Genomic DNA, 25,133 nt, shown 5'->3' with positions numbered 1-25,133 from the left:
CCTTCGCGGGGATGACGGAGTGTTTTGACCAGACCACCGTCATCCTCGCGCAGGCGGGGATCCAGAGTTTCGGATTTGACTATGCTTGCGAACTTAACGCCGGCTAGCACGGATGGCGGCGCAGTCGACCAACCCAGTCGTTTCCCCGTGTCGATTCGCCCAAGGCCACGCGCCAACGCTTTCCGCTATGATTGCGCGCACTTTCTTTGCAGTGAGATTTCCATGCGCCGCCTGCTCAGCCTGTTTTTGCTGTTGCTCGCCCTGCCGGTCAGCGCCAGTCTTCTGGACAGCCGCCCCAGCGCCACCCTTGGCGCGCCGCTGAATAACAGCGCTGATTTCCTGCCGGTGCGCGAGGCGTTCAAGCTGAGCGTGGTGCAGAACACGGCGGACAAGGTCACCCTGCGCTTCGTCGCCACCGACGGCTATTACCTGTATCGCCACCAATTCAAATTCCGCATCGAGCCGGCGGACGTTGGCAATGGTCCGGCACAATTGCCGCCCGGTGAGAAAAAGCACGATCAGTATTTCGGCGACGTGGAGGTGTACCACGCCATCGTCGATATCGATCTGCCGCTGAAGAACAGTTACAACCTGCCCTATACGCTGTTTGTGACCTACCAAGGCTGCGCGGATAAAGGCCTTTGCTACGCGCCGGAAACCGAACGGCTTGAAATCGATGGCAAGGCGGTCGTGGCGCATGTTCAACCTGCCGCTAGCGCCGGCGCGTCGCCGAATCCAGTGAACACTTGGGACTGGCATGAAATCCTAGGTTTCTTCCTTGCAGGACTGACTCTGACCTTCACGCCCTGCGTGCTGCCAATGCTCCCGATTCTTTCTGGCGTTGTATTGCGTGGACAGATCGGAGGCGTTCGCGGTCTGACCCTGTCGCTCGCGTATGTGCTTCCGATGGCAGCTTGTTTTGCTTTGCTCGGCGCCCTCATGGGTCTGTTTGGCGCAGGACTGAACTTGCAAGCCCGTCTGCAATCTGCCTGGGTCTTAGTTCCGTTCGCGCTGTTCTTTGGTGTCTTTGCCCTGGCCATGTTCGGCGCATTCGAACTCCGCCTACCTCGTTTCATCAGCGAGCCGCTTGATCGCATGGCCAGCAGCGCTCAAGGTGGTTCGATGCGAGGCGCGGCATTACTTGGCGTGGTCTCAAGCTTACTGGTTTCACCATGCGTGTCTGCGCCGTTGGCCGGCGGGTTGCTTTACATCAGCGCAAGTGGTGACGCCGTCGGAGGCGCAGCAAGATTGTTCGCCTTGGGCCTGGGCATGGGCGCGCCGCTGGTGCTGTTTGCGGTTGGCGGCGGCACCTTGCTGCCCAAAGGCGGCAATTGGATGGTGACAGTGCGTAACGCCTTTGGCGTGTTGCTGCTCGCGGTGTCGGTGTGGATGCTCGAACGCGTGCTGCCTCCAAGCCTGGCGCTGGCGTTGTGGGGGCTGCTGGCGGTGGGCGTGGCGCTGTTTCTTGGCGCGCTGGAGTTCACCTACAAAGCGCCGCGCGCTCGGCTGGCGCAACTGCTCGGCCTAGTGTTGTTGGTGTATGGCGTGAGCGCGTGGGTCGGTGCGCTGCAGGGCGAAAGCGATCCGCTGCGCCCGCTGGGCAGAGCCTCGCAAACCGTCGCCACTACCGGCGCTGCACCCGTTGCCACAACTTGGCAGACAGTGAAAACGCCCGCCGAGCTGGACGCTGCACTCGCTGCGGCCAAAGCGGCAAATCAACCCTTGCTGCTCGATTGGTATGCCGATTGGTGCATCAGCTGCAAAGTGATCGAGCGCGAAGTGCTGCACGCGCCGGAAGTTACCAGCCAGCTCGGCCGCTACCGCCTGGTGCGTTTCGACATCACCGACAGCACCGAAGAACAACGCACCCTGCTGGACCGCTACAAGCTGTTCGGCCCGCCCGCCATTTTGTTTTTCGCACCTAACGGTGACGAATGGGCGGATATCCGTGTCGTAGGCGAGATTGATGCGGCGCAATTCGCCGAACGCCTGCGCAGCGCCGCCACGCGCTGACGAGCTGCACATATTTGCAGCAATCTGCTGCTATCGTGCTTGGTACTGCGTAGAACTGGACATGCGCAATCTGCCTGCGGCATAGTCCGGCGCAGCGTTGAATGGCAAAACAATAAGGAAACCTCCACATGGCCACCTTGCTGGTGCTGCATGGCCCCAACCTGAATTTGTTGGGCACGCGCGAACCAGGCGTCTATGGCGCCACCACGCTGGAACAGATCAACCTCGACCTTGAGCGCCGCGCCCGCGACGCCGGTCACCACCTGATGTATTTGCAGAGCAATGCCGAGTACGAGCTGATCGAGCGTATTCACGCCGCTCGCAACGAGGCGGTGGACTTCATTCTTATCAATCCCGCGGCTTTTACACACACAAGTGTCGCATTACGTGACGCGCTGCTAGCGGTGAGCATCCCATTCATCGAAGTACACCTGTCAAACGTGCACAAGCGCGAACCTTTCCGCCATCACTCCTACTTTTCGGATGTTGCTGTAGGTGTGATCTGCGGCCTTGGCGCCAGCGGTTACCGGCTGGCCCTGGAGGCTGCCCTGGAACAACTTGAACGCCCCTGACCTTTTCCTTGGGAGTTGCTTTTTATGGATATTCGTAAAGTTAAGAAATTGATCGAGCTGCTGGAAGAATCCGGCATCGATGAGCTGGAGATTCGTGAGGGCGAAGAGTCCGTACGCATCAGCCGTCATGGCAAACAGCCGCAATACGCCCCCGCCCCACAAATGTTCGCCGCCCCCGCTCCTGCTGCCGCACCCGTTGCCCCCGCCGCTGCAGTGGCAGACGCCGCACCGGTTGCCGCCAAGCTCAATGGCAACGTGGTTCGCTCGCCAATGGTCGGCACCTTCTACCGCACCCCGGCGCCAACCTCGCCAGCCTTCGTTGAAGTGGGCCAGACGGTGAAGAAAGGCGACATTCTGTGCATCGTCGAAGCCATGAAAATGATGAACCACATCGAAGCTGAAACCAGCGGCGTCATCGAATCCATCTTGGTGGAAAACGGCCAGCCGGTTGAGTACGACCAACCGCTGTTCACCATCGTTTGAACCGCGGAGAGCCTGCGATGTTGGAAAAAGTGCTGATCGCCAACCGCGGCGAAATTGCCTTGCGCATCCTGCGCGCTTGCAAGGAACTGGGCATCAAGACTGTCGCGGTGTACTCCACCGCCGACCGCGAACTGATGCACTTGGGCCTGGCAGACGAGACGGTGTGCATCGGTCCTGGCCCCGCTAACAAATCCTACCTGCATATTCCGGCGATCATCGCCGCCGCCGAAGTGACCGGCGCTACCGCCATTCACCCCGGCTACGGTTTCCTCGCGGAAAACGCCGACTTTGCCGAGCAGGTCGAGAAATCCGGTTTTGCCTTTATCGGCCCGAAAGCCGACACCATTCGCCTGATGGGCGACAAGGTTTCGGCCAAGCACGCCATGATCGAAGCCGGTGTGCCGACTGTTCCGGGTTCCGATGGCCCGCTGCCGGAAGACGAAGAAACCGCGCTGCGCATTGGCCGTGAAGTTGGCTACCCGGTGATCATCAAAGCCGCTGGCGGCGGCGGTGGTCGTGGTATGCGCGTGGTGCACGACGAAGACGACCTGATCAAATCGGCCAAGCTGACCCGCACCGAAGCCGGTGCAGCGTTCGGCAACCCGATGGTCTATCTGGAGAAGTTCCTCACCAACCCACGTCACGTGGAAGTGCAGGTGCTGTCCGACGGTCAGGGCAACGCCATTCACCTGGGTGACCGCGACTGCTCGCTGCAGCGCCGTCACCAGAAGGTATTGGAAGAAGCGCCGGCTCCGGGCATCGACGAAACCGCTCGCCAGGAAGTGTTCGCCCGTTGCGTTAAAGCCTGTATCGACATTGGCTACCGTGGCGCCGGCACCTTCGAGTTCCTGTACGAAAATGGCCGCTTCTACTTTATCGAGATGAACACCCGCGTTCAGGTGGAGCATCCGGTATCGGAAATGGTCACCGGCATCGACATCGTCAAGGAGATGCTCAGCATCGCCGCTGGCAACAAGTTGACGATCAAGCAGGAAGATGTGGTCATCCGTGGGCACGCCCTGGAATGCCGCATCAACGCCGAAGACCCGTCGACCTTTATGCCGAGCCCCGGCAAGGTCAAGCACTTCCATGCCCCTGGCGGCAATGGCGTGCGCGTGGATTCGCACCTGTACAGCGGCTACAGCGTTCCGCCGAACTATGACTCGTTGATCGGCAAGCTGATCACCTACGGGGCGACCCGCGACGAAGCCATGGCGCGCATGCGCAATGCGCTGGACGAGATTGTGGTCGACGGCATCAAGACCAACATCCCGTTGCACCGTGATCTGGTGAGGGACAAGGGTTTCTGTAAAGGTGGTGTCAACATTCACTACCTGGAAAAGAAACTCGGCATCCATTAAGTCGCTTTCCAGATGCATCTCTAGAGAAAGGCCGCTTCCCGCGGCCTTTTCTCGTTTCATAAGGACATGATTCATGGGCCTCAAAGCCGCCGCTGACAACACCCTCGCCGCCTTTGCCGAAGCGTTCAAGTGCCTGGGTCTCGCCATTCGCGACAGCCTTCGCCCTGGCATTCTGTTGCGCTCCGCGGGCCTGTGCGCCCTGGCGTTCGGGCTGTGGACGTGGGTGTTTTTCGAGTACTACGAGCAGATCGGCATCGGCTGTGGCGCCCTGTCGTTGTTCATCATTTACGGCGGCGTTGTGCTGGGCTTTTTGCCGAGTTTGAGTGGCGGCGGCGGTGGCAGCATGGGCGGCATGGCCGGACCGCTGGCGATGCTGGTGATGTATGTCGCGGCGCTGGCGCTGATCCTGTTTGTGCTGCTGTATACCGTCGCCATCGTCGCGACCATTCGCCTGGCGCTGCGCTGGGTGCTGATGGGCAAGGTGCGCGAGCGCTGTATTCGTCATTATCCGCAGTTGCAGCAGCGCGCCGAGCGCGACAGCAACCTGCTGCACGGCGTGCGATACGTGCTTGGGCCGTGGCTTGGCATTACGCTGGGCACGCTGGTTTGTCTGCTGATTCCCCTGCTCAATGGCGTGTTGCTGGTGGGGCTGCTGGCGTACTTGAACGTGCGTTTTCTGATTCCGGCGGCATTTTCCAGTCTGGCGACGTCGAACGAACAGTTGGGCGCGCTCGCCGATCGACGCGGCGCAATTCTGGCGTACGGCTTGCTGATTTTTCTGATCGCGCTGGTGCCGGTGCTCAATCTGTTGTTGCCGGCACTGCTCGCGGGGGGCGCCTGCCACCTGGGCTACCGTGGGCTAAATCGCACGCAAAGCCCGGCTGGTGCGGCGTCGGCACCTCAAGTAAGCTTGCCGCCCTGTTAAACGCCCGTCGTCTACAGTCCAGTCTTCTTACGTATCGCTTCGAGGTTGTTGTTATGCCGTGGTTACAAGTCCGTCTCGCCATAAGCCCGGAACAGGCAGAAACCTACGAAGACGCGCTGCTCTCGGTAGGCGCTGTTTCGGTGACCTTTATGGACGCCGAAGACCAGCCGATTTACGAACCGGACCTGGGCACCACCCCGCTGTGGTCGCGCACGCACTTGCTGGCGTTGTTCGAGGCGGATGTCGATGAAGCCAACCTGCTCGCGCACCTGACCCTACTCACCGGCGGCACGCTGCCGGACCATCAGGTCGAGCGCATTGAAGACCAGGACTGGGAACGCAGCTGGATGGACAACTTCCAGCCCATGCGCTTCGGTCAGCGCCTGTGGATTGTGCCGAGCTGGCACGCGGCGCCGGAACCGGACGCCGTCAACTTGCTGCTCGATCCGGGCCTGGCCTTTGGCACCGGCACTCACCCGACCACCGCGCTGTGCCTGGAATGGCTGGATGGCCAGGACATGCGAGGCGTTGAGGTGCTGGATTTCGGCTGCGGCTCGGGCATTCTCGCCATCGCCGCCCTGCTGCTGGGCGCCAAACACGCGGTAGGCACCGATATCGACCCGCAAGCCCTTGAGGCCTCGCGCGATAACGCCGGGCGCAATGGCATTGACCCGGCGCTGTTCCCGCTCTACTTGCCGGAAGATTTGCCGCGCATCCCGGCCGAAGTGGTCGTGGCGAACATTCTGGCCGGTCCACTGGTCCAACTCGCGGGGCAGATTACCGCCCTCGTGCAGCCAGGTGGCCGTCTGGCCTTGTCGGGCATTCTGGCCGAACAAGCCGAAGAGGTTCGCGCCGCCTACGCCGATGCGTTCGAGCTCGACCCCACGGCCGAGAAAGACGGCTGGGTGCGCATCAGTGGCCGCCGCCGCTGAGGCTCGCCTGCTGCGAACCTTGAGTTAAACTAGCCCCCGTTTTGTTTTGCGCACCCTCGGAATACTGCATGACCGCCAGCTTCGTCACCCAATGCCCACATTGCCGCACCAGCTTTCGCGTTAGCAGCACGCAGCTGGGTGCCGCGCATGGCGCTGTGCGTTGCGGGGCGTGTTTGCATGTATTCAATGCCGCGCAGCAGATTCTCGACGACAACCCGCTTCAGCCTAAAGCGCCTGCGCCCGCTGTCGCCACGCCGGTCAAGCCAGTGGCCGCCGCCGTAGCTGCACCCGCTCCGGCACCCGCTCCGCCCGCTCCAGCGGCGACAACGATTCCCACCGCAGGCAAAGCCACCAGCGAAACGTTGTGGATTCACGACGACCTCGACCTGGACAGCCTCGACGAAGAGCTGGCCAAGCTGGAGCAACAGGAATTTCAGCTGTCCCAAGAGTTTTTGTCCCTGGCTCCCGCCGCCGCCAATAAAGCGAAAGACGATTTCCTCAAAGCGCCGGATCGCATCGACGACCAGCACGATGAAGGCTGGGCCGAGGCCTTGCTGCGCAAGGAAACGGCTCCGCGCCCGAGCCAAGACGGCATCGAACCGCCAGCGCCGAGCCTCGCTCCGCCACCTCCGGTTTTCCGTGCCAAGCCGGTAGCGCCCGCTGCTCCGGTTGTAGCACCAGAGCCAATCGAAGACGAACCGGCGCTCGGCAATGGTCATATCGATGATGAAGACGACGACCTCGACCCCGCTTTCCGCCTTAGCGCTGACCGTGAGCTGGACCGTGCCGTCGATGAAGACGAAGACCGCGAGCACGAGCCTGAGCGGGATTTTTCTGCCGTTAAGAACCTGAACAAACCGTCCCGCGCCGAGCCCGCTTTGCGCGACGACAGCCTGTTCCACCTGGCCGACGACCCGCTGCAACTGGACTGGCAGGAACAGCGCAAACCTTGGGGCCGCTGGATCGGCTGGGGCTTGCTCAACCTGATCGGCGCCGCCGCCCTGGCAACGCAGTATGTGGCCTACCACTTCAACGAACTGGCCCGTCAAGACCAGTACCGCCCATGGTTCGAAGCCATGTGCCCCAACATTGGTTGCGAGCTGCCGTCCAAGGTGGAAATCAGCCTGATCAAAAGCAGCAACCTGGTGGTGCGCAGCCACCCGGACTTCAATGGCGCGCTGGTGGTGGACGCGATTATCTACAACCGCGCCACCTTCGCTCAGCCATTCCCGCTGCTGGAAATTCGCTTCGCCGACCTCAACGGTCAACTGCTTGCCAGTCGTCGCTTCAAACCCAGTGAATACCTCGCGGGCGAGTTGGCGGGCCAGGCCGAAATGCCACCGCAAACGCCGATTCACATCTCTCTGGATATCCTCGATCCAGGCAATAAAGCCGTGAATTACAGCTTGAGTTTTCACTCACCCGAGTAGTTTTCCACACGACATTTTTGCCATTTTGGCATTCGTTGGGCGACTTTTTGACCGGCCAAAACTGTTCATAATTTATCCAAAACAGCCTTTATCCAGTCATCGAGAGCGGGTATCATGCCCACCCTTTTTCGCAGTCTCAGATCCGCCTTTCTCAGCAGGGAAGCCCCATGTCGGCGGTACGCATCGGCCCATACACATTGCCTAATCAGTTGATCCTCGCCCCGATGGCGGGCGTCACTGATCGCCCGTTTCGCCAGCTGTGCCGGCGCCTCGGAGCTGGCATGGTGGTATCGGAGATGGTCACCAGCGACATGAGTTTGTGGAACACGCGCAAATCCAGTTTGCGCCTGATCCATGCCGACGATCCCGAGCCGCGCTCGGTGCAGATCGCCGGTGGCGACCCGCAGATGCTGGCCGATGCCGCACGGGCGAACGTGGAGCTGGGCGCGCAAATTATCGACATCAATATGGGTTGCCCGGCCAAGAAGGTCTGCAACAAGGCAGCGGGCTCTGCGCTGCTAAAAGACGAAGCGTTGGTGAGTGCGATTTTGCAGGCAGTGGTGGCCGCGGTAGACGTACCGGTAACCCTGAAAATTCGCACCGGTTGGGACCGCGACAACAAAAACGGCATCACCGTTGCGCGCATTGCCGAAGCATCCGGCATTACCGCGCTCGCCGTTCACGGTCGTACCCGCGCCGATCTGTACACCGGCGACGCTGAGTACGAGACCATCGCCGCAATCAAACAAGCGGTCTCGATTCCGGTGTTCGCCAATGGCGATATCACCTCGCCGCAAAAGGCCCGTGAGGTGCTCGATAGCACCGGAGCCGACGGTTTGTTGATTGGCCGCGCTGCTCAGGGCCGGCCATGGATCTTTCGCGAGATCGAGCATTACCTGCGCACCGGCACTCACCTGCCGGCGCCAACGCTGTATGAGGTGGAACGCATTCTGCTAGAGCATCTGGCCGAATTGCACAGTTTCTACGGTGACGTGATGGGCCCGCGAATCGCGCGCAAGCACGTTGGCTGGTACCTCGCCACCCTGCCGGGCGCCAGGGAGTTTCGCGCCCAATTCAATCGTCTGGAAAACACGGACGTGCAATGCGCCAGCGTTCGGCAGTTCTTCGCCGAACGTCACAACGATGGAGAAGAGGTGGCCGCATGACGATGATGACTGAGACTTTAGTGAGTGGAATTGCACCCGTGACCGATAACGTCAATTTGAAACAGCACCTCAACACACCCAGCGACGAAGGCCAGACCTTGCGCGGCAATGTGGAAAAGGCGCTGCACAACTACTTCGCCCACCTCGATGGGCAAGATGTGTGTGATGTCTACAACTTGGTGCTTTCCGAAGTCGAAGCACCGCTGCTGGAAACCGTGATGAATTACGTCAAGGGCAACCAGACCAAGGCTTCCGAATTGCTCGGCCTGAACCGCGGAACCTTGCGCAAAAAGCTCAAGCAATACGACCTGTTGTAAGCATGTATTCATACGAAGAAGGGCGGCCCGCAAGCCGCCCTTTTTTGCTGATTTCTTCGCTTTAGATGGAAACCGAGATGACCGACCAAACCACCCGCCTACCCGTTCGCCGTGCCTTGATCAGCGTTTCCGACAAGACCGGCATTCTCGAGTTCGCCCGTGAGCTGTCCGCCCTTGGCGTGGAAATTCTGTCCACCGGCGGTACCTTCAAACTGCTCAAGGACAACGGCGTAGCTGCTGTCGAAGTCGCCGACTACACCGGCTTCGCGGAAATGATGGATGGCCGGGTCAAGACCCTGCACCCGAAAATCCACGGCGGCATCCTGGGCCGTCGCGGCACCGACGATGCCATCATGGCCGAGCACGGCATCAAGCCGATCGACCTGGTGGCGGTCAATCTCTACCCCTTCGAAGCGACCATTTCCAAACCCGGCTGCGACCTGCCGACCGCCATCGAGAACATCGACATTGGCGGCCCGACCATGGTCCGCTCGGCGGCGAAAAACCATAAAGACGTGGCCATCGTGGTAAACGCCAGCGACTACGCCGACGTGCTGGAGAACCTCAAAGCCGGCGGCCTGACCTACGCGCAGCGCTTCGACCTGATGCTCAAAGCCTTCGAGCACACCGCCGCCTACGACGGCATGATCGCCAACTACATGGGCACTGTTAACCAGGCCGCTGAAACCCTGTCGACCTCCGACCGCAGCGAATTCCCGCGCACTTTCAACAGCCAGTTCATCAAGGCTCAGGAAATGCGCTACGGCGAGAACCCGCACCAAAGCGCGGCGTTCTACGTGGAAGCCAAGCCAGCCGAAGTCAGCGTGGCCACCGCCACCCAGCTGCAAGGCAAAGAGCTGTCGTTCAACAACGTGGCCGATACCGACGCCGCGCTGGAATGCGTGAAGAGCTTCGTGAAACCGGCCTGCGTAATCGTCAAACACGCCAACCCATGCGGCGTGGCCGTGGCGCTGGACAGCGAAGGCGGCATCCGTCAGGCCTATGAGCTGGCCTACGCCACCGACACCGAATCGGCCTTCGGCGGCATCATCGCCTTCAACCGTGAGCTGGACGCAGCGACCGCCAAAGCCATCGTCGACCGTCAGTTCGTGGAAGTTATCATCGCCCCGAGCGTCAGCGCCGAGGCCCGTGAAGTGGTCGCCGCCAAAGCCAACGTGCGCCTGCTGGCGTGCGGCCAGTGGAACGCCGAGCGCGCCGCTGCCTGGGACTACAAACGCGTTAACGGTGGCCTGCTGGTACAGAGCCGCGACATCGGCATGATCACCGCCGACGACCTGAAAGTGGTCACCCAGCGCGCCCCGACCGAGCAGGAAATTCACGACCTGATCTTCGCCTGGAAAGTGGCCAAGTACGTGAAATCCAACGCCATCATCTACGCCAAGAATCGCCAGACCATCGGTGTCGGGGCCGGCCAGATGAGCCGCGTTAACTCCGCCCGTATTGCTGCCATCAAAGCCGAACACGCTGGCCTGCAAGTGCAGGGTGCGGTGATGGCCTCCGACGCGTTTTTCCCGTTCCGGGATGGCATTGATAACGCGGCGAAAAACGGTATCACCGCCGTTATCCAGCCAGGCGGTTCGATGCGCGATAACGAAGTGATTGCAGCGGCCGATGAAGCCGGCATCGCCATGGTCTTCACCGGTATGCGCCACTTTAGACATTAAGACGGCTGCGCTGACGCAGGCATCTGCTGCGTTGGATTGGACTTTTGCGATGCTCATTGCCAGGCGGCAACTCCGCTCGCAAAAGCCCAATCCGCCTTGCATCTACCTACGTCATCGCACCCTCGATAGGCGTCGCCTGATTTTTAGCCCCCCGCGCTTCGGCGCCCCATAGAGGCTTACAGCATGAATGTATTGATCATTGGCAGTGGCGGTCGTGAACACGCCCTGGCGTGGAAAGTCGCACAAGATCCGCGTGTGGAAAAAGTATTCGTTGCCCCCGGCAACGCCGGCACCGCCACCGAAGCCAAGTGCGAAAACGTGGCCATCGACGTATTGGCGCTGGAGCAATTGGCGGACTTCGCTGAGAGGAATGTCAGCCTGACCATCGTTGGCCCGGAAGCACCGCTGGTGAAGGGCGTGGTCGATCTGTTCCGCAGCCGTAACCTGCGCTGCTTCGGCCCAACCGCAGGCGCGGCGCAGCTGGAAGGTTCGAAAGCGTTCACCAAAGACTTCCTCGCCCGCCACAACATTCCGACCGCCGAGTACCAGAACTTCACCGAAGTGGAGCCAGCCCTGGCTTACCTGCGTGAAAAAGGCGCACCGATCGTGATCAAGGCCGACGGCCTGGCCGCTGGCAAAGGCGTGATCGTGGCCATGACGCTGGAAGAAGCCGCAGACGCCGTGCGCGACATGCTCGCCGGCAACGCCTTTGGCGACGCCGGTTCGCGCGTGGTAATCGAAGAGTTCCTGGAAGGCGAAGAAGCCAGCTTTATCGTCATGGTCGACGGCAAGAACGTACTGCCAATGGCCACCAGCCAGGACCACAAACGTGTGGGCGATGCCGATACCGGCCCGAACACGGGCGGCATGGGCGCGTATTCGCCGGCGCCGGTGGTCACCGCCGAGGTGCACCAGCGCGCCATGGACGAAGTGATCTGGCCGACCGTTCGCGGCATGGCCGCTGAAGGCAACGTGTACACCGGCTTCCTGTACGCCGGTTTGATGATCGACAAGGCCGGCAAGCCGAAAGTCATCGAATTCAACTGCCGCTTCGGCGACCCGGAAACCCAGCCGATCATGCTGCGGTTGCAGTCGAGCCTGGTGCTGCTGATTGAAGGCGCGCTGGCCGAAGCGCTGGATAAAATCGAAGCGCAGTGGGACCCGCGTCCGAGCCTGGGCGTGGTGCTGGCCGCTGGCGGTTATCCTGGCGACTACGCCAAAGGCGTGGCCATCAATGGCTTGGCCGACGCGGTGTCCGAGCAGGGCAAAGTGTTCCACGCCGGCACTGCGCTGGAAGATGGCAAGGTCGTGACCGCAGGGGGTCGCGTGCTGTGCGCAACCGCGCTGGGCGAAACGGTTGGCGCCGCGCAGGCACATGCCTACGAGTTGGCGAAAAAAATCGACTGGGACGGCTGTTTCTACCGCACCGACATCGGTTATCGCGCCATTGCGCGGGAACGCGGCGAAGATTGACGAATTATTTACCCAATTAGTAGGCAATTACACACAAAAGGCAGCTCATTGAGCTGCCTTTTGCGTATTACCGGCCAAGCCAGGTTGGCTATAATCCGAGCACTTAAAGTTGAAGGGATTTCATTGTGCGTGGGCTCAGGATTGCCATAGGACTTGTTGCCAGCCTGCTACTGGCTGCGCTCTCACCACTGCCCGCGCTGGCAGCGGAGCAAGGCCAATGGTCTGCGCTGCTGGACAGCGACGCCAGCCTGCAACTCAACGACATCCGCGCCAATAACAGCGTCAGCCGTTTTTCTCCTGTCGACATCCAACAACTGGTCACCCCGGGCGGCAACGTAGCGCAATGGCTGCACACGCGCTTGCCAGGCAAAGACCGCGAACGCCTGCTGCGGGTATTTGCTCCTTACCTCGGCCACCTTGATCTCTACGTGCTGCGCGGCGACGAACTGCTGGCCAGCACGCGCACCGGCAGCCAGACGCCGCTCGCCGAACGCCCCCTGCCAAGCCGCGACTTTCTGCTTCCCCTGCCAGTGAGCAACGACACCCTCGATATTTACCTGCGCCTATCCAGCAGCCACGCGCTGCGGCCGGCCATCACCATTGACGACACCAGCGCCTTCGCCGCCGATGACAGCCGCGCGCTGTTTTACGGCATGTTGCTCGCCGCGTTTGGCTTGCTGCTGCTTTACAACCTGGTGCGCTTTGCCTACACGCGCATTCGCAGCAGTTTGTGGCTGGCGCTGGCGCAACTGAGCCTGCTGGGCACCACCAGTACGCTGCTCGGCATCAACGCCTCGTGGCTGGTGGGCTGGCCAGGCTTGCAGGTGCAAGCGGGGAATATCTCGATTCTGCTGGCGATTCTTTGCAGCCTGGCGTTCACCCTCAACTTCTTCCAGCGCGTGCAGCCCGTTGCGGTTTGGCGACGCTTGCTGCTGGCCGAGTGCGCGGCCATCGGTCTGCTCATTCTGCTGTTGCTGGCCGCCAGCCACGTACAGTTCAACCGCGTGGTGTATCTATTCGCCGCCATCAGCAGCCTGAGCGTGATGGCCGTAGCGGCTTATCACTGGATGCACGGCTACAAACCGGCGCGCCTGTTCACCCTGGCGCAGTTGATCTTCAATCTGGCGTTTGTCGGCGCCCTGCCCTCGCTGTTCGGCTATTGGTCTTACGATTCCGACTGGCTGGCTTTCAACCTGCTGTGCTTCGCCGCCGTCAGCGGCTTTCTGCAAAGCCAGGCGCTGGCCGAACGGCAGTTGCGTTTGCAGCACGAACACTTCAACTACAGCCGCGAACAAGCGGCGAGTTCGGCCGAGTTGCGCGCCAAGGCCGAGTTTCTGGCCAAGATCAGCCACGAAATTCGCACGCCTATGAATGGCGTGCTGGGCATGACCGAACTGCTGCTCGGCACTCAGCTGTCGACAAAACAGCGCGACTACGTGCAAACCATCCACAGCTCGGGCAACGAGCTGCTCACGCTGATCAACGAGATTCTCGACATCTCCAAGCTGGAGTCCGGGCAGATCGAGCTGGACGACGTGCAGTTCGACCTCAACGCACTGATCGACGACTGCCTCGACATCTTCCGCGCCAAAGCCGAGCAGCAAAAGGTCGAACTCATCAGCTTTATGCAGCCGCAAGTGCCGCGTGTAGTCAGCGGCGATCCAACGCGCCTGCGCCAAACGCTGCTGAGCCTGCTCGATAACGCCTTTAAACAGACCGACGAAGGCGAAATTCTGTTGGTTGTGGCCGTAGACACCAGCGGCGACGAACCGCGCCTGCGCATTGCCGTGCAAGACAGCGGCCGCTCGCTGGACAGCAACGAGCGCGACGCCCTGCTCAACGCCGAGCTGCACAGCAAAGACTTCCTCGCCGCCACCGGCGTTGGCGCCCGCCTGGGCCTGATCATCGCCCGCCAATTGGTGCGGTTGATGAACGGCACCTTTGGCATTCAAAGCGGCGGCAACCAGGGTAATACCTTGTGGCTGACCCTGCCGCTGGACGCCGAGCGCCTGGAAAACCCCACCGCCGACCTCGACGGCCCGCTGCAAGGCGCGCGGCTGTTGGTGGTGGACGACAACGAAACCTGCCGCAAAGTACTGCTGCAACAGTGCAGCGCCTGGGGCCTGACCGTCAGCGCCGTGCCGTCCGGCAAGGAAGCGCTGGCGTTGCTGCGTACCAAAGCCAACATCCGCGAATACTTCGACGTGGTGCTTCTGGACCAGGAAATGCCCGGCATGACCGGCATGCAGCTGGCGGCCAAGATCAAAGAAGACCCAAGCCTGAACCACGACGTGCTGCTGATCATGCTCACCGGTATCAGCAACGCGCCGAGCAAAATCATCGCCCGCAACGCTGGTATCAAACGCATTCTGGCCAAACCGGTGGCCGGCTACACACTGAAAACCACCCTTGCCGACGAGCTAGCGCAGCGCAAGCCGGGCCTGGAACCGCGCCACTATGCGCCGATGCCGGCGCCGCAGGAGTTCCCAGAAGACTTCCGCATTCTGGTGGCCGAAGACAACACCATTTCCACCAAAGTGATCCGCGGCATGCTGGGCAAACTTAACCTGCAACCGGACACCGCCAGCAACGGCGAAGAAGCCCTCAGCGCCATGAAAGCGCAGCAATACGACCTGGTGCTAATGGACTGCGAGATGCCGGTAATGGATGGTTTCTCCGCCACCGAACAACTGCGCGCCTGGGAAGCCCGGGAGCAACGCCAGCGCACCCCGGTGGTGGCATTGACTGCGCACATTTTGTCCGAACACAAAGAACGCGCGCGGCAAGTCGGCATGGATGGTCACATGGCCAAACCGGTGGAGCTGTCGAACCTGCGTGAGCTGGTGGAGCACTGGGTAGCCGAGCGCGACGCCCGCCGTCAGAATGAATCCGACCCGGCGCTACCCCACTAACGTTTCTCCGCCTTTTCGCCTGCGAGCCTGCCGATGTTGTCCACCTTGTTCAGCCTGTATCTGAAGATGCTAGTGCTCTACAGCCCGTTCTTCGTGCTGTCGGTTTTTATCGGCATGACCCGTGGTTACACGGTGAAAGAACGCAAACGCCTGGCTTGGAAGGTCGCCACCGGCGTGGTGGTGGCCAGTAGCGTGTTGTACCTGTTTGGGCAGAGCATTTTTACCGTGTTTGGCATCACCATCGACGCCTTCCGCATCGGCGCCGGCAGCGTGCTGTTTATCTCCGCGTTGGGCATGGCACAAGGTCGGCCGGTGGTGCAGAGCGACAACCAGCAGCAAGACGTGACCATCGTGCCGCTGACCATCCCCCTCACCGTCGGCCCCGGCACCATCGGCGCCATGCTGGTGATGGGCGCCGGTCAGCCGCACTGGGACAGCAAACTTGTGGCGCTGGTGGCCATCTTTCTTGCCAGCGTGACCGTAGGGTTGGTGCTGTACCTCAGCGACAAATTCGAACGGATTCTGGGCGATCAGGGGCTGGAGATTATTGGCCGGCTCATGGGCCTGTTCGTGTGTGCGCTGGCGGCGCAGATTATTTTTACGGGGATCAAGGGTTACCTGATCGCTCCGTAAATCTCGCCCTCCGTAACTTCTCGAAAACGCCCGTCATTCCCGCGCAGGCGGGAATCCAGAGTGTTGCAGGAGAACGCCGTTCGGCTGGATATTCTGGATCCCGGATCGCCGGACCGCCGCTTACGCGGGGATGACGGAGTGAAAGTTGAAGGTTACGAGCAAAAACCCTTCATCGTTTTCGCCAACCTCACCGCGCATCTCCTCACTCTCTCGCGTAAACTGCGCGGCCGTTTTTGCACCCGGAACCGACCATGACCAACACGCAACCTGCTCGTGCCTGTGGCATCGATTTCGGCACGTCCAATTCCACCGTCGGCTGGCTGCGCCCCGGCGAGGAATCGTTGATTGTGCTGGAAGACGGAAAAATCACCCTGCCGTCGGTGGTGTTTTTCAACTTCGAGGAACGTCGCCCTGTGTATGGCCGCCAGGCGCTGCAGGAGTATCTGGAAGGCTACGAAGGCCGCCTGATGCGCTCGCTGAAAAGCCTGCTGGGCTCCAAGTTGCTGAAAAGCGAAACGGCTGTGCTGGGCAGCAGCCTGCCGTTCAAAGACATCCTCGGCTATTTCATCGGCGAGCTGAAAACCCGCGCCGAAGCGGTCGCGGGTCGGCCGTTCGAGCAGGTAGTTCTGGGCCGTCCGGTGTTCTTCGTTGACGACGACGAAAAAGCCGACAAAGAAGCCGAAGACACCTTGGTCGCCGTGGCGAAAAAGCTCGGCTTCAGCGACGTGTCGTTCCAGTTCGAACCCATTGCCGCTGCCTTCGATTACGAAAGCACGCTGAGCCGCGAAGAGCTGGTGCTGATCGTCGACATCGGCGGCGGTACGTCGGACTTCTCCCTCATTCGTCTGGCGCCGGAACGGCACATGGTGGCCGAACGGCAAAGCGACATCCTCGCCACCGGCGGCGTGCACATTGGCGGTACCGACTTCGACAAACAGCTGAGCCTGGCCGGCGTGATGCCGCTGTTCGGCTACGGCAGCCGCATGAAAAACCAGGCCTACATGCCCACCAGTCACCACCTGAATATGGTGACCTGGCACACCATCAACGCCGTGTATTCCCAGCAAGCGCAAAACGCCCTGAAGAACATGCGCTACGACGCACTGGACACCGATGGTCTGGACCGTTTCTTCAAACTCATCGAACAGCGCGCCGGGCACTGGCTGGCGATGCAAGTTGAGCAAAGCAAAATCGAACTGACCGAAATGGACAGCCGCAATATTTCCCTGGAACGCATCGAGCCTGGGCTGGTGGCAGAGCTGAATCGCGAGCTGTTCGACGAGTCCATCGACGTGCTGCTGGGCAAGGTGAATGGCAGCGTGTTGCAGCTGCTCGCTGATGCGGGCGTGAGCACTGAAGACATCGACACGGTGTTTTTCACCGGCGGTTCGAGTGGCATTCCGGCGCTGCGGGGGAATATTCAGCGGCTGTTGCCGAATGCTCGGCATGCCGAAGGGGATACGTTCGGAAGCATCGGCAGTGGCCTGGCGATTGAGGCAAAGAAAAGGTACGGCTAAGCGCTTTTGATCTCTGTAGGAGAGGCTTCAGCCTCGATTGTCCTGGCTGCAAACGAGGTCTCCAAGAATCGCGGCTAAAGCCGCTCCTACAAAATCGCGATTCAGCTGACGTCCACAATCTCCGACTCCTGCCCATTCACCACAACCACCTCCCCCGCCAGCTTGCCGATCAGGCTTTTGCCCATGGGTGACTGGGGGGTGATGCTCATCACTTCGCCTTCATCCGTCTGCACTTTCAACCCGGCGCCGTCGGGCACGAGGTACAGGCGGCGCTGCTGGCCAGCGTCGTTTTCGAGCCGCACCAGCGCGCTCAGTTGAATGCCAGTTTCGGCATCGAATTCACGCAATTTCAGCGCGCGGAAAGCGATCAGCGCCTGTTCGATTTCCGCCACCCGCCGCGCCTGACCGTGCGCCAGGTAGCCCGCTTCCAACCCCAGGGTGTCGTATTTGTTTTCGGCGACGTTCTCTTCATGCGTGGCCGCTTCGTGGGCGGTTTGCAACGCCAGTTGCGCGTTATGCAGATCGGCCAAAAGCCGCTCGATGAATAGGCGGTGCAGGTCGGTTTTGGTCATGGGAAAAACAACTTGTGTGGGATCAGCCGGCCGCCATTGTGTCGCCCCACGCAGTGTTTATAAACGCCTTTTGCTAGAGTCCTCCCACCGGCCTCGGCCTACCTCACTGGAGTGCAGCATGTCCCTTTTCAAAGCATTGGCCATCGTCGTTTGCGCCACCCTGCTCAGCGCCTGCGGCCTCGGCGAAACCGCCGCCACGGCCGAACTGCAGGCCAAACAAGCGCAGCAGGCTCAGCAGCAGATGCAAGACATGCAAAAGCAGATCGACGCCGCTAATGCCGTAAACAACGAGCGTTTGAAGCAGGCGACCGAGCAGTAATTACCGCTTATTTTTTCTTCAGGCATTCGCTCATAAAGGCTTTGCGCTCGTCGCCTTTCAGCGTTTTGCTGGTGGCGTCGGCGTTGCAGGTTTTCATCCGTTCCTGTGGCGTGGTGGGCTTGGTCTCGGCTTTGAGGCAGGTGCTCATAAACGCTTTGCGTTCATCACCTTTAAGCGCTTTGGTGGTGGCGTCGGCATTGCAACTTTTCATCCGTTCTTGCGGGGTGGTGGCGAAGGCCGACGCATTCAGGGCAGACAACAGCAACAAGGCAGTGGCGAGACGGTGCATGGCAGTTCTCCTGGGTTAAAGCGCTGCGCTTGAGCGTAGCCACTGCCGGGCACTTTGCTCAGTTGGCCGGCACCAGGGTCATTTCCACCGGTTCGCCGGGGTTGAATTGGCGCAATTGCAGGATGTCTTTGGTGGCCATCAGCACTTCGGTTTTGTAGCGCTGCCCTTCTTCGATCATCACCAGATCCGTGCTGTCTTGCTGCCACTGGCCGAACGCTGGCTTGTTTCCAGCAGAAGCCAGCACCAGCGTGCCGTCGGACAGGAACACGTAAAGCATGCCTTTGCTCACGGTGGTCGATTCGCTGACGCTCCACACCCGGTTGACGAAGCTGGCAGGCTCCGGCGTTTCGGAGCAGGCGTTGAGCAACAGGGCGCCCAGCAGGGGCAACAGAAAACGTAAGCGGTTGGCGCGCATGGGAAGTCCTTGGTTCTTGTTATGGAATAGCTAAGGGGCAAAAAACTCGAACTTAGTTCCAGCGAGGCGGCTCAAAAAGTTGCAAGCCGACAACGGCTCCTCACAAGGAAAGACACCATGTCCAAGACCAAACTCCTCGCGGCTGCCTGTGCACTGGCAGCGGTTACAGGTTGCGCCAGCAAAGTGGAAAACCCGGTCGACTACGTTACCTACCGCAACGAGCCCCTGGCCAAGCAGGTAGATGTAGGCATGACCAAGTCAGAAGTGCTCACCGTTGGCGGCCCACCCTCCACCGAACTGAACCGCACCGTGCGTCCGGGTACCTGCAATAACTACGTGATGGAAAAAGACGGCGCCAAGCAGGTTTATTACGTGAGTTTTGATGCCAATGATCGCGTGGACGGCAAGGGCTTTATGACCTGCGAGCAAATGGAGCACAACGAGCGGGTTCAGTAGGACTTCGATCGGCTGCGCGTCGGCATTGCTGCGTTGAAATGTGTTTTTGAATGCTCATTGGCTACAGCCAACTGCGCTTCAAAAACACATTCCGCCTTGCACTGCTCTAGCTCGCTCGATCTGGATTGGCGGCGCGGCTGATATTTTTTTTGGATCAAGTGCTTCGCGAGCAAGCTCGCTCCTACGGATGCTTCGGCTTTTTGTAGGAGCGAGCTTGCTCGCGAAGCTTTTTTGTTTGGCTGGAATTTTGAGATCAAAAGCTCGCGGCTGAAGCCGCTCCTACAGGGGTGCGGTTTGTAGGAACGATGCTTTTGATCTCGACCTTCCCGCAATCGGCATTCCCTTTCACGATTCTGGATCCCCGCATGCGCGAGGATGACGGGTGTGGTCTGGAAAACACTCGTCATTCCCGCGCAGGCGAAAATCCAGAATCGCCAATCCAGCGCGTCGCGGCTTCACGATTCTGGATCCCCGCGTGCGCGAGGATGACGGGTGTGGTCTGGAAATCACTCGTCATTCCCGCGAAGGCGGGAATCCAGAATCGCCAATCCAGCGCGTCGCGGCAGGCCACACTCCATTCCTGTGGGCTTCAGCCGCGATGCTTTTTGGCTCAGCTCTCGCCCAGCGGCCGCAGGCGGTATTGGGGCGGAAGTTGTTCCATGCCGCTGACGGTGACGTTGAGGTTTTTCCAGCGGCCGTCCTTGATGCCGTAGATGCAGCCGTGTACGGAAAGGCTTTGACCGCGGTGCCAGGCGTTCTGGACGATGGTGGTGTGGCTGACGTTGGCCACTTGCTGGATCACGTTCAGTTCACACAAGCGGTCGACGCGCTCTTCTTCGGTGGGCAGCTGCGCCAGGTGATCGCGCTGCTCGTAGTAGAGGTCGCGGATGGTGCGGATCCAGCCGTCGATCAAGCCCAGTTGGGCGTCGTTCATCGAGGCGCGAACGCCGCCGCAGCCGTAGTGGCCGGTGACGAGGATGTGTTTGACCTTGAGTACGTCGACGGCGTACTGGATGACCGACATGCAGTTGAGGTCGGTGTGCAGCACCACGTTGGCGACGTTGCGGTGCACGAACAGATCGCCAGGCAACATGCCGACGATTTCGTTGGCGGGCACGCGGGCGTCGGAGCAGCCGATCCAGAGGTATTCCGGCACTTGCTGGCGGGCCAGCTTTTCGAAGAACTCAGGGTCTTCCTGCTTGATGGATTCGGCCCACCGCTCGTTGTTGTCAAACAGCTGCTGCAGATCGCTCATGTCAGTTCTCCCAGAAAGTCCGATGGGCACCCTACGGGGTGCCTGGTGCCTTTGACAAGCGCGCGGTGAGCCGGGTCACAGCGTTAAGCGCGACGCGGCCTGCGGCGAAAGGCCTGGCGCAGCAGCCACAGAATCAGCAGCACGCCCAGCAGCACCACCACGCTCACGCCCCATTGCAGCGTGCCGGCATAGCGAAACATCGCGGCCGGGGCAAAGCTCGGCGCGCGCACCATGCGCGACTCGGCCGCCGGGCCGCTGGTGGGAATGTCGGCCAGGCCGTCGCCGTTCAGGTCGGGCAAGCGGCGGATATGGTCGAGCAAGCCTTGCCATTCTTTGTATTCCTGCACGCCGGGGGTGTTGGGGTCGGCGTCGATGATGGCGTCGTTGAGCGCGGCCAGCGGCTGGCCGTTGGCGTCTTTGGGCACGACGGTCATCAGGCCTTTGCTGAGGTCGGAAATCAGCCAGGTAAAGCCGCCGACGTAGCTGCTGGCGCCAATGCTGTAGAGCCGCGGGTCGTCGAGATCGAGGTCGCGGTAACCGCGCACGGCGTCGCCCAGCTCAATTTTGCTCACCCGGTCGAACGGCACGCGGTAGGGGTTGTAGCTGAAGCGCAGGCCGGCCACGCGGGGGAAGTAGCTGTCGCTATCGCGCATCTGGTAAGCCAGCAGCAGCACTTCAAGAATGTCTTTCAGTTCTTTGCCGGTGACGTACACCTTGACCAGCGGATAGCCCGGCGCGTCGTCCAGTTGGCCGATGCCCAGCGGCGCGATACGGAACAGGTCGGACACCGCCTGAATGCCGGTGCGGCCTTTGATCATGTCGTCGCGGATGGTGCCGTTGCCGGTAAAAGCAATGTCGCTGCCCGTGGCGTCGCGCAGGGCGTCGGTCACCAGGTTGGCGAGAATCGGGTCGTCGTGCTCGCGGGTCAGGGTTTTATCCACGTTCGCCAGCGGCTGGTCGAAGCGGTAGCCCTTGGGTTCGAGCATCTGCTGGCTGACGTGCTGTTTGAAGTCGTCGACCAGGGTGGTGATGACGCCGTCGCCTGCGGTCTGGTCGTTAATCGGGTGCAGGCTGTAGTCGCGCACACGGGTTTTGCCGTCGTCGCCAAGGCTCATGTGCAGCTCGCCCAGGTACTGGATTTCCGAACCGGCTTGCACCACCGGCGTGTGGCCGTTGACCAGCACCGGCTGCGGCAAGGCGACGTGGGAATGGCCGCCCACCACGATGTCGATGCCCGGCACCTGCTCGACCATTTCCACTTCTTCACCGCGCCAGCTGCCGTCGTCTTGCTGGGCCACGCCCATGTGTGAAAGCAGGATGACCACGTCGACCTTGTCGTCTTCGCGCAGTTTCTTGACCATGGTTTTTGCGGTTTCGATGGGGTCGGCGAAGGTCACCGGTTTGGTCATCGGCGACACGGCAATGGCGTTGTAACCGAGCAAGCCGAACAGACCAAAGCGAATGCCGCCTTTCTCAACGATTTTGTACGGCACGATGCGGCCGGCGTCTTGCTGGGCTTTGAGGCTGTCGTCGGCGGGGTTGTTGGCGTCGAACTGAATGTTGCTGGCAATCACCGGCACCAGCGCATCGCCTTCGGCCTTGGCGGCCGCATTGAGCATGGCGGCCAGGCCAATGGGGCGGAAGTCGAATTCGTGGTTGCCGAGGGTGGTGGCGTCGTAGCCAATCTGGCTCATCAAACGCAGCTCGCTGCCGGCTTCACGGGTGATGGTGTGGAACAGCGTGCCCATGGTGAAGTCGCCGGCATCGAGCAGCAGCAACGGCTGCTCGATGCCGGCCGCCGCGCGACGGGCCTTTACCAGCGTGGCCAGCCGCGCCACGCCGCCCACGGTGCCGTCGTCGTTGACGGTGGCCGGGGTGTATTCGTTGTTTGGCCCAAACCCGAGCAGGCGCGACTGCCAGTCGTTGGTGTGCAGAATGGTGAAATCGCGCGGCGCAGCGTGGGCGCCGCTGGCGGTGAGCAGAAGCCCCAGAAGCGAGGCCAGTGATAGCAGGCGAACGAGCATGAACGAGTCCTTATTCATGGGCCCAACCGTCGGCCCGAAAACGTGGCCGGCAGTATGGGCGAGCCTGCGGCCCGTCACAGCGACCGAACGCGCCGGGCGCTGTAGCCGATCAAGTCAGGACCGTGGCGCTCAATCGAATAACGTGCAGGCCATCACCAGCGCATCTTCGCGGCCACCCGGCGCCGGGTAGTAGTCGCGACGCCGGCCAATTTCGTTGAAGCCATAACGCTCGTAAAGCCGATACGCCGCCAGGTTGCTGGCACGCACTTCCAGGAAGCATTCGCCCGCTTTCAATTCGATGGCCCGCTGCATCAGGCGCTCCAGCAGCAGCAACCCCAAACCCCGGCCCTGGCAGTGCGGAGCCACGGTGATATTGAGCAGATGGGCTTCGTCGATGATCACGCTCAATACAGCGTGGCCGACCTGGCGCTCGCCTTCGAACATCACCCAGCAGTCGTAGCTGCTCAGACCGTCGCTGAACAGCTTGCGTGACCACGGATGGCTGAAGGCGGCGCATTCGATTTGCACCACTTCGTCGAGATCCGCCTCGGTCATGGGGCGGATGAGTACGGTGTCATTCATGCAGCGACCCGGCCTCTTGCGTGTGCCAACGCCGCATCACGCGCTGCATGGCTTGCCACAGCGGCGCCTTGCGCGCCGGCTCGTCCATCAGCAGTTCCAGGCTCGGCAGCGCCCAGGCCGCGCCAAGGCCTTCAACCTGCAATTCGCGGTTGTACAGCTGCTCGTCTGCTTCGCCGGCAAAGCGGATGGCGGGCAAGCCGACCAGCCACAGGCATTTGCAGTCGGGCTCTTCTTCCAGGCGTGCCATCAGGAAACCTTGCACATATTCCAGCGCGGCTTGCGGGCCTTGATCGAGGTTGCCGCGCGCCAACAAGGGCCAGCGCACGGGTTCGCCGATAATTTGTGGGCTGTCGGGCAAGCCGGCGGCGCGCAGCAGGTCTTTGAGCAGTAGATAAGCAGGGTCGCGGGCGGCGAACGGTTCGCCGGTCGACAGCTCGGCAAGAATCACGCACGAGCCGGCACGCAGCAGTTGCAGGCTGAAACGCGGCGGCGCGACAGGGGCGACTTTGGCTGGCGCAGGGGCTGCATCGTCCTCGGCGGCGACCGCCGCGGGTTTGGCTTCGACGCGGGCGCTGGGGCGTGGCACTTCAATTTTCGGGCGTTCATTGACCACCGGCGCAGCGGGCGCGGCGACCGGTTCAGGCGCGCGCTCAACCGGTACTTCGGCAACGGCAACCGCAGGCTCGTCAGCCAGCGGTTCGAGCAGTTCCGGGCGCGAAGGCGCGGCGAACGGCAGGGCCACGCGCGGCAGCCAGTTGGCGACCTGCATGGCATTTAAATAGGCGCGGCGGCGCAGCTCAGTGATCACAGCAGCGCCTCGGGCAAGCAAGCATTCATGTCAACTCCACACACCTGCGCAAGGGCCGGTGTGACTGTCGCGAGGGAACGCGATTGTCGCCGGAATTGCCGGTGGCGGGAAGGCGCGACGTTACTGACCCATGGACTTGCGCAGCTCGGCGCAGTGGTCGATGTCGGCAACTGCCGGGGTGTACCAGACGTAATCGGCTGAGCTGGCCGGCACGGTCTTGCCGACTTCCGCCAGTATCAGCGTAACGTCGCCCTGCCCGGCGCCCAGGTCTGTCAGGTGCAGCGGCACGCCGACGTCTCGGCGCACATGAAACGCGCCGGCAAACAACAGCGCCGGTTGCGCGGCGGCTGATAGTTGCTGTGCCATGCGCCGGTCGCGTTGTTGCTGCACCGCCAACATGGCGGGCAATTGCGATTCCGGCAGCAAGCCGCAATGGGACTCGCGAATCTGTTCCGACAGCGGCCCTTGTACGCCTGGCGCTGTGGATGCCGTGCCGCTTAATACCGGCTTGGTTTTGTAGATGCCCATGATTTCGCTGCGGTCCAGGTTGGCCGCCAGCAAGGGATAGGGCTGGGCCAGCGCGTGCCGGACGATGGGGCCGTACATCGACCATTCCCAATTTTTCTGCCAGGCCAGCGCGGTGGGTAAATCGGTCGGCGCCTGGCCATGCGCCGCATCGACCTTGGCTTGTTGGTCCGGGTTGAGCATTTCCATCAGCACACTGCCTTGCGGGCGTTTGTGCTCCAGCGCTTGCAGCAGCCAGAGTTCCAGGGCGTGGTGATCGGGATTGTCGTGTTGCTCGCCAACCAGCACGCGCGGCGCCGGTGCCAGGCGCTCCACCAGTTGCTCGGGGCTCAGTTGCTCGCCGGTACGCAGATCGCGAATAACGCCGACGTCGGCGTGGTCACGGTCTTTTGGCGCTTGCCAGTCCGGCAGCGGCGGCAGGGCCTGGCAGCCCGTCAGAAACACACACAGCAGTAAAACGAAACGCATG

General features: G+C 61.2%; 25 protein-coding genes. 16 read left to right on the top strand and 9 right to left on the bottom strand.

Annotated features, from left to right (window positions below; translation table 11 throughout):
• Positions 1-222: 222 nt before the first annotated feature.
• From ACZZZU_RS18360 to ACZZZU_RS18295, 14 genes are all read left to right on the top strand, one after another.
• Positions 223-2,013, top strand: a complete 1,791-nt coding sequence (locus ACZZZU_RS18360; RefSeq protein ID WP_463551415.1) for a protein-disulfide reductase DsbD — start codon at positions 223-225, stop codon at positions 2,011-2,013.
• 128 nt (positions 2,014-2,141) lie between these two features.
• Positions 2,142-2,585, top strand: a complete 444-nt coding sequence (aroQ, locus tag ACZZZU_RS18355; RefSeq protein WP_122454105.1) for a type II 3-dehydroquinate dehydratase — start codon at positions 2,142-2,144, stop codon at positions 2,583-2,585.
• A 24-nt stretch (positions 2,586-2,609) separates the two neighbouring features.
• A complete protein-coding gene (gene accB / locus ACZZZU_RS18350) occupies positions 2,610-3,068 on the top strand; it encodes an acetyl-CoA carboxylase biotin carboxyl carrier protein (RefSeq protein ID WP_122493014.1) in 459 nt (152 codons plus the stop codon).
• A gap of 17 nt (positions 3,069-3,085) precedes the next feature.
• Positions 3,086-4,429, top strand: coding sequence for an acetyl-CoA carboxylase biotin carboxylase subunit (gene accC / locus ACZZZU_RS18345; RefSeq protein ID WP_463551414.1), 1,344 nt, complete (start codon positions 3,086-3,088; stop codon positions 4,427-4,429).
• Positions 4,430-4,502: 73 nt separating this feature from the next.
• Positions 4,503-5,354, top strand: coding sequence for an EI24 domain-containing protein (locus ACZZZU_RS18340; protein ID WP_463551413.1), 852 nt, complete (start codon positions 4,503-4,505; stop codon positions 5,352-5,354).
• 53 nt (positions 5,355-5,407) lie between these two features.
• On the top strand, positions 5,408-6,286 hold the full coding sequence (gene prmA, locus ACZZZU_RS18335; RefSeq protein WP_463551412.1) for a 50S ribosomal protein L11 methyltransferase: 879 nt from the start codon (positions 5,408-5,410) through the stop codon (positions 6,284-6,286).
• 68 nt (positions 6,287-6,354) lie between these two features.
• Complete coding sequence (locus ACZZZU_RS18330; protein WP_463551411.1) at positions 6,355-7,716, top strand: DUF3426 domain-containing protein; 1,362 nt, start codon at positions 6,355-6,357, stop codon at positions 7,714-7,716.
• A gap of 167 nt (positions 7,717-7,883) precedes the next feature.
• The gene (dusB, locus tag ACZZZU_RS18325; protein ID WP_463551410.1) at positions 7,884-8,882 is read left to right on the top strand and encodes a tRNA dihydrouridine synthase DusB; all 999 of its coding nucleotides are present in this window, start codon (positions 7,884-7,886) and stop codon (positions 8,880-8,882) included.
• The gene (gene fis / locus ACZZZU_RS18320; protein ID WP_108098422.1) at positions 8,879-9,199 is read left to right on the top strand and encodes a DNA-binding transcriptional regulator Fis; all 321 of its coding nucleotides are present in this window, start codon (positions 8,879-8,881) and stop codon (positions 9,197-9,199) included. The genes dusB and fis overlap by 4 nt, the downstream gene beginning before the upstream one ends.
• Before the next feature lie 77 nt (positions 9,200-9,276).
• On the top strand, positions 9,277-10,884 hold the full coding sequence (gene purH, locus ACZZZU_RS18315; protein ID WP_122493020.1) for a bifunctional phosphoribosylaminoimidazolecarboxamide formyltransferase/IMP cyclohydrolase: 1,608 nt from the start codon (positions 9,277-9,279) through the stop codon (positions 10,882-10,884).
• Between the two features lie 183 nt (positions 10,885-11,067).
• A complete protein-coding gene (gene purD, locus ACZZZU_RS18310; RefSeq protein ID WP_463551409.1) occupies positions 11,068-12,357 on the top strand; it encodes a phosphoribosylamine--glycine ligase in 1,290 nt (429 codons plus the stop codon).
• Positions 12,358-12,482: 125 nt separating this feature from the next.
• Positions 12,483-15,269, top strand: coding sequence for a hybrid sensor histidine kinase/response regulator (locus ACZZZU_RS18305; protein WP_122493022.1), 2,787 nt, complete (start codon positions 12,483-12,485; stop codon positions 15,267-15,269).
• A gap of 33 nt (positions 15,270-15,302) precedes the next feature.
• Positions 15,303-15,902: a MarC family protein gene (locus ACZZZU_RS18300; RefSeq protein WP_463551408.1), complete on the top strand. Its 600-nt coding sequence runs from the start codon at positions 15,303-15,305 to the stop codon at positions 15,900-15,902.
• A gap of 251 nt (positions 15,903-16,153) precedes the next feature.
• Positions 16,154-17,419 (top strand): Hsp70 family protein, encoded by a 1,266-nt coding sequence (locus ACZZZU_RS18295; protein ID WP_463551407.1) that lies wholly within the window; start codon positions 16,154-16,156, stop codon positions 17,417-17,419.
• 101 nt (positions 17,420-17,520) lie between these two features.
• Here ACZZZU_RS18295 and ACZZZU_RS18290 read toward each other — a convergent pair whose 3' ends face one another.
• Entirely contained in the window at positions 17,521-17,991 is a 471-nt protein-coding gene (locus tag ACZZZU_RS18290; protein ID WP_463551406.1) for a GreA/GreB family elongation factor, read from the bottom strand.
• Between the two features lie 118 nt (positions 17,992-18,109).
• Between ACZZZU_RS18290 and ACZZZU_RS18285 the strand changes: the two genes are divergently transcribed.
• Positions 18,110-18,310, top strand: a complete 201-nt coding sequence (locus ACZZZU_RS18285) for a hypothetical protein (RefSeq protein ID WP_463551405.1) — start codon at positions 18,110-18,112, stop codon at positions 18,308-18,310.
• 7 nt (positions 18,311-18,317) lie between these two features.
• On the opposite strand, the gene ACZZZU_RS18280 is transcribed toward ACZZZU_RS18285, so the two are convergent.
• Both ACZZZU_RS18280 and ACZZZU_RS18275 read right to left on the bottom strand, forming a co-directional pair.
• A complete protein-coding gene (locus ACZZZU_RS18280; protein ID WP_122493026.1) occupies positions 18,318-18,599 on the bottom strand; it encodes a PsiF family protein in 282 nt (93 codons plus the stop codon).
• Between the two features lie 58 nt (positions 18,600-18,657).
• Positions 18,658-19,014, bottom strand: a complete 357-nt coding sequence (locus ACZZZU_RS18275) for a hypothetical protein (RefSeq protein ID WP_463551404.1) — start codon at positions 19,012-19,014, stop codon at positions 18,658-18,660.
• A gap of 117 nt (positions 19,015-19,131) precedes the next feature.
• On the opposite strand from ACZZZU_RS18275, the gene osmE reads away from it, so the two are divergent.
• Positions 19,132-19,470: an osmotically-inducible lipoprotein OsmE gene (gene osmE, locus ACZZZU_RS18270; protein WP_122454090.1), complete on the top strand. Its 339-nt coding sequence runs from the start codon at positions 19,132-19,134 to the stop codon at positions 19,468-19,470.
• Between the two features lie 403 nt (positions 19,471-19,873).
• On the opposite strand, the gene ACZZZU_RS18265 is transcribed toward osmE, so the two are convergent.
• The 6 genes from ACZZZU_RS18265 to ACZZZU_RS18240 all read right to left on the bottom strand — a co-directional run bounded on the left by ACZZZU_RS18265 (position 19,874) and on the right by ACZZZU_RS18240 (position 25,132).
• Positions 19,874-20,041 (bottom strand): hypothetical protein, encoded by a 168-nt coding sequence (locus ACZZZU_RS18265; RefSeq protein ID WP_463551403.1) that lies wholly within the window; start codon positions 20,039-20,041, stop codon positions 19,874-19,876.
• 39 nt (positions 20,042-20,080) lie between these two features.
• Complete coding sequence (gene can, locus ACZZZU_RS18260; RefSeq protein ID WP_122493028.1) at positions 20,081-20,725, bottom strand: carbonate dehydratase; 645 nt, start codon at positions 20,723-20,725, stop codon at positions 20,081-20,083.
• 83 nt (positions 20,726-20,808) lie between these two features.
• Positions 20,809-22,749, bottom strand: a complete 1,941-nt coding sequence (locus ACZZZU_RS18255) for a bifunctional metallophosphatase/5'-nucleotidase (protein WP_463551402.1) — start codon at positions 22,747-22,749, stop codon at positions 20,809-20,811.
• A gap of 129 nt (positions 22,750-22,878) precedes the next feature.
• Positions 22,879-23,331: a ribosomal protein S18-alanine N-acetyltransferase gene (rimI, locus tag ACZZZU_RS18250; protein ID WP_463551401.1), complete on the bottom strand. Its 453-nt coding sequence runs from the start codon at positions 23,329-23,331 to the stop codon at positions 22,879-22,881.
• Positions 23,324-24,139 carry an energy transducer TonB gene (locus tag ACZZZU_RS18245; protein ID WP_463551400.1) on the bottom strand — a complete coding sequence of 272 codons (816 nt, stop codon included), beginning with the start codon at positions 24,137-24,139 and terminating at the stop codon, positions 23,324-23,326. Before ACZZZU_RS18245 ends, rimI begins: the two co-directional genes overlap by 8 nt.
• Before the next feature lie 120 nt (positions 24,140-24,259).
• Positions 24,260-25,132 carry a ChaN family lipoprotein gene (locus ACZZZU_RS18240; RefSeq protein ID WP_463551399.1) on the bottom strand — a complete coding sequence of 291 codons (873 nt, stop codon included), beginning with the start codon at positions 25,130-25,132 and terminating at the stop codon, positions 24,260-24,262.
• Position 25,133 lies beyond the last annotated feature (1 nt).

The organism is Pseudomonas sp. AC136 (genome assembly GCF_979258585.1).
The sequence above is the reverse complement of the archived record's forward strand: the minus strand, read 5'-3'. Positions and strand labels throughout refer to the sequence as shown.

What these genes read in the sequence shown, in the direction of transcription:
- ACZZZU_RS18360 (WP_463551415.1), top strand. Translation starts at nt 223, where the DNA reads ATGCGCCGCCTGCTCAGCCTGTTTTTGCTGTTGCTCGCCCTGCCGGTC.
- aroQ (WP_122454105.1), top strand. Translation starts at nt 2,142, where the DNA reads ATGGCCACCTTGCTGGTGCTGCATGGCCCCAACCTGAATTTGTTGGGC.
- accB (WP_122493014.1), top strand. Translation starts at nt 2,610, where the DNA reads ATGGATATTCGTAAAGTTAAGAAATTGATCGAGCTGCTGGAAGAATCC.
- accC (WP_463551414.1), top strand. Translation starts at nt 3,086, where the DNA reads ATGTTGGAAAAAGTGCTGATCGCCAACCGCGGCGAAATTGCCTTGCGC.
- ACZZZU_RS18340 (WP_463551413.1), top strand. Translation starts at nt 4,503, where the DNA reads ATGGGCCTCAAAGCCGCCGCTGACAACACCCTCGCCGCCTTTGCCGAA.
- prmA (WP_463551412.1), top strand. Translation starts at nt 5,408, where the DNA reads ATGCCGTGGTTACAAGTCCGTCTCGCCATAAGCCCGGAACAGGCAGAA.
- ACZZZU_RS18330 (WP_463551411.1), top strand. Translation starts at nt 6,355, where the DNA reads ATGACCGCCAGCTTCGTCACCCAATGCCCACATTGCCGCACCAGCTTT.
- dusB (WP_463551410.1), top strand. Translation starts at nt 7,884, where the DNA reads ATGTCGGCGGTACGCATCGGCCCATACACATTGCCTAATCAGTTGATC.
- fis (WP_108098422.1), top strand. Translation starts at nt 8,879, where the DNA reads ATGACGATGATGACTGAGACTTTAGTGAGTGGAATTGCACCCGTGACC.
- purH (WP_122493020.1), top strand. Translation starts at nt 9,277, where the DNA reads ATGACCGACCAAACCACCCGCCTACCCGTTCGCCGTGCCTTGATCAGC.
- purD (WP_463551409.1), top strand. Translation starts at nt 11,068, where the DNA reads ATGAATGTATTGATCATTGGCAGTGGCGGTCGTGAACACGCCCTGGCG.
- ACZZZU_RS18300 (WP_463551408.1), top strand. Translation starts at nt 15,303, where the DNA reads ATGTTGTCCACCTTGTTCAGCCTGTATCTGAAGATGCTAGTGCTCTAC.
- ACZZZU_RS18295 (WP_463551407.1), top strand. Translation starts at nt 16,154, where the DNA reads ATGACCAACACGCAACCTGCTCGTGCCTGTGGCATCGATTTCGGCACG.
- ACZZZU_RS18290 (WP_463551406.1), bottom strand. Translation starts at nt 17,991, where the DNA reads ATGACCAAAACCGACCTGCACCGCCTATTCATCGAGCGGCTTTTGGCC.
- ACZZZU_RS18285 (WP_463551405.1), top strand. Translation starts at nt 18,110, where the DNA reads ATGTCCCTTTTCAAAGCATTGGCCATCGTCGTTTGCGCCACCCTGCTC.
- ACZZZU_RS18280 (WP_122493026.1), bottom strand. Translation starts at nt 18,599, where the DNA reads ATGCACCGTCTCGCCACTGCCTTGTTGCTGTTGTCTGCCCTGAATGCG.
- ACZZZU_RS18275 (WP_463551404.1), bottom strand. Translation starts at nt 19,014, where the DNA reads ATGCGCGCCAACCGCTTACGTTTTCTGTTGCCCCTGCTGGGCGCCCTG.
- osmE (WP_122454090.1), top strand. Translation starts at nt 19,132, where the DNA reads ATGTCCAAGACCAAACTCCTCGCGGCTGCCTGTGCACTGGCAGCGGTT.
- can (WP_122493028.1), bottom strand. Translation starts at nt 20,725, where the DNA reads ATGAGCGATCTGCAGCAGCTGTTTGACAACAACGAGCGGTGGGCCGAA.
- ACZZZU_RS18255 (WP_463551402.1), bottom strand. Translation starts at nt 22,749, where the DNA reads ATGCTCGTTCGCCTGCTATCACTGGCCTCGCTTCTGGGGCTTCTGCTC.
- rimI (WP_463551401.1), bottom strand. Translation starts at nt 23,331, where the DNA reads ATGAATGACACCGTACTCATCCGCCCCATGACCGAGGCGGATCTCGAC.
- ACZZZU_RS18240 (WP_463551399.1), bottom strand. Translation starts at nt 25,132, where the DNA reads ATGCGTTTCGTTTTACTGCTGTGTGTGTTTCTGACGGGCTGCCAGGCC.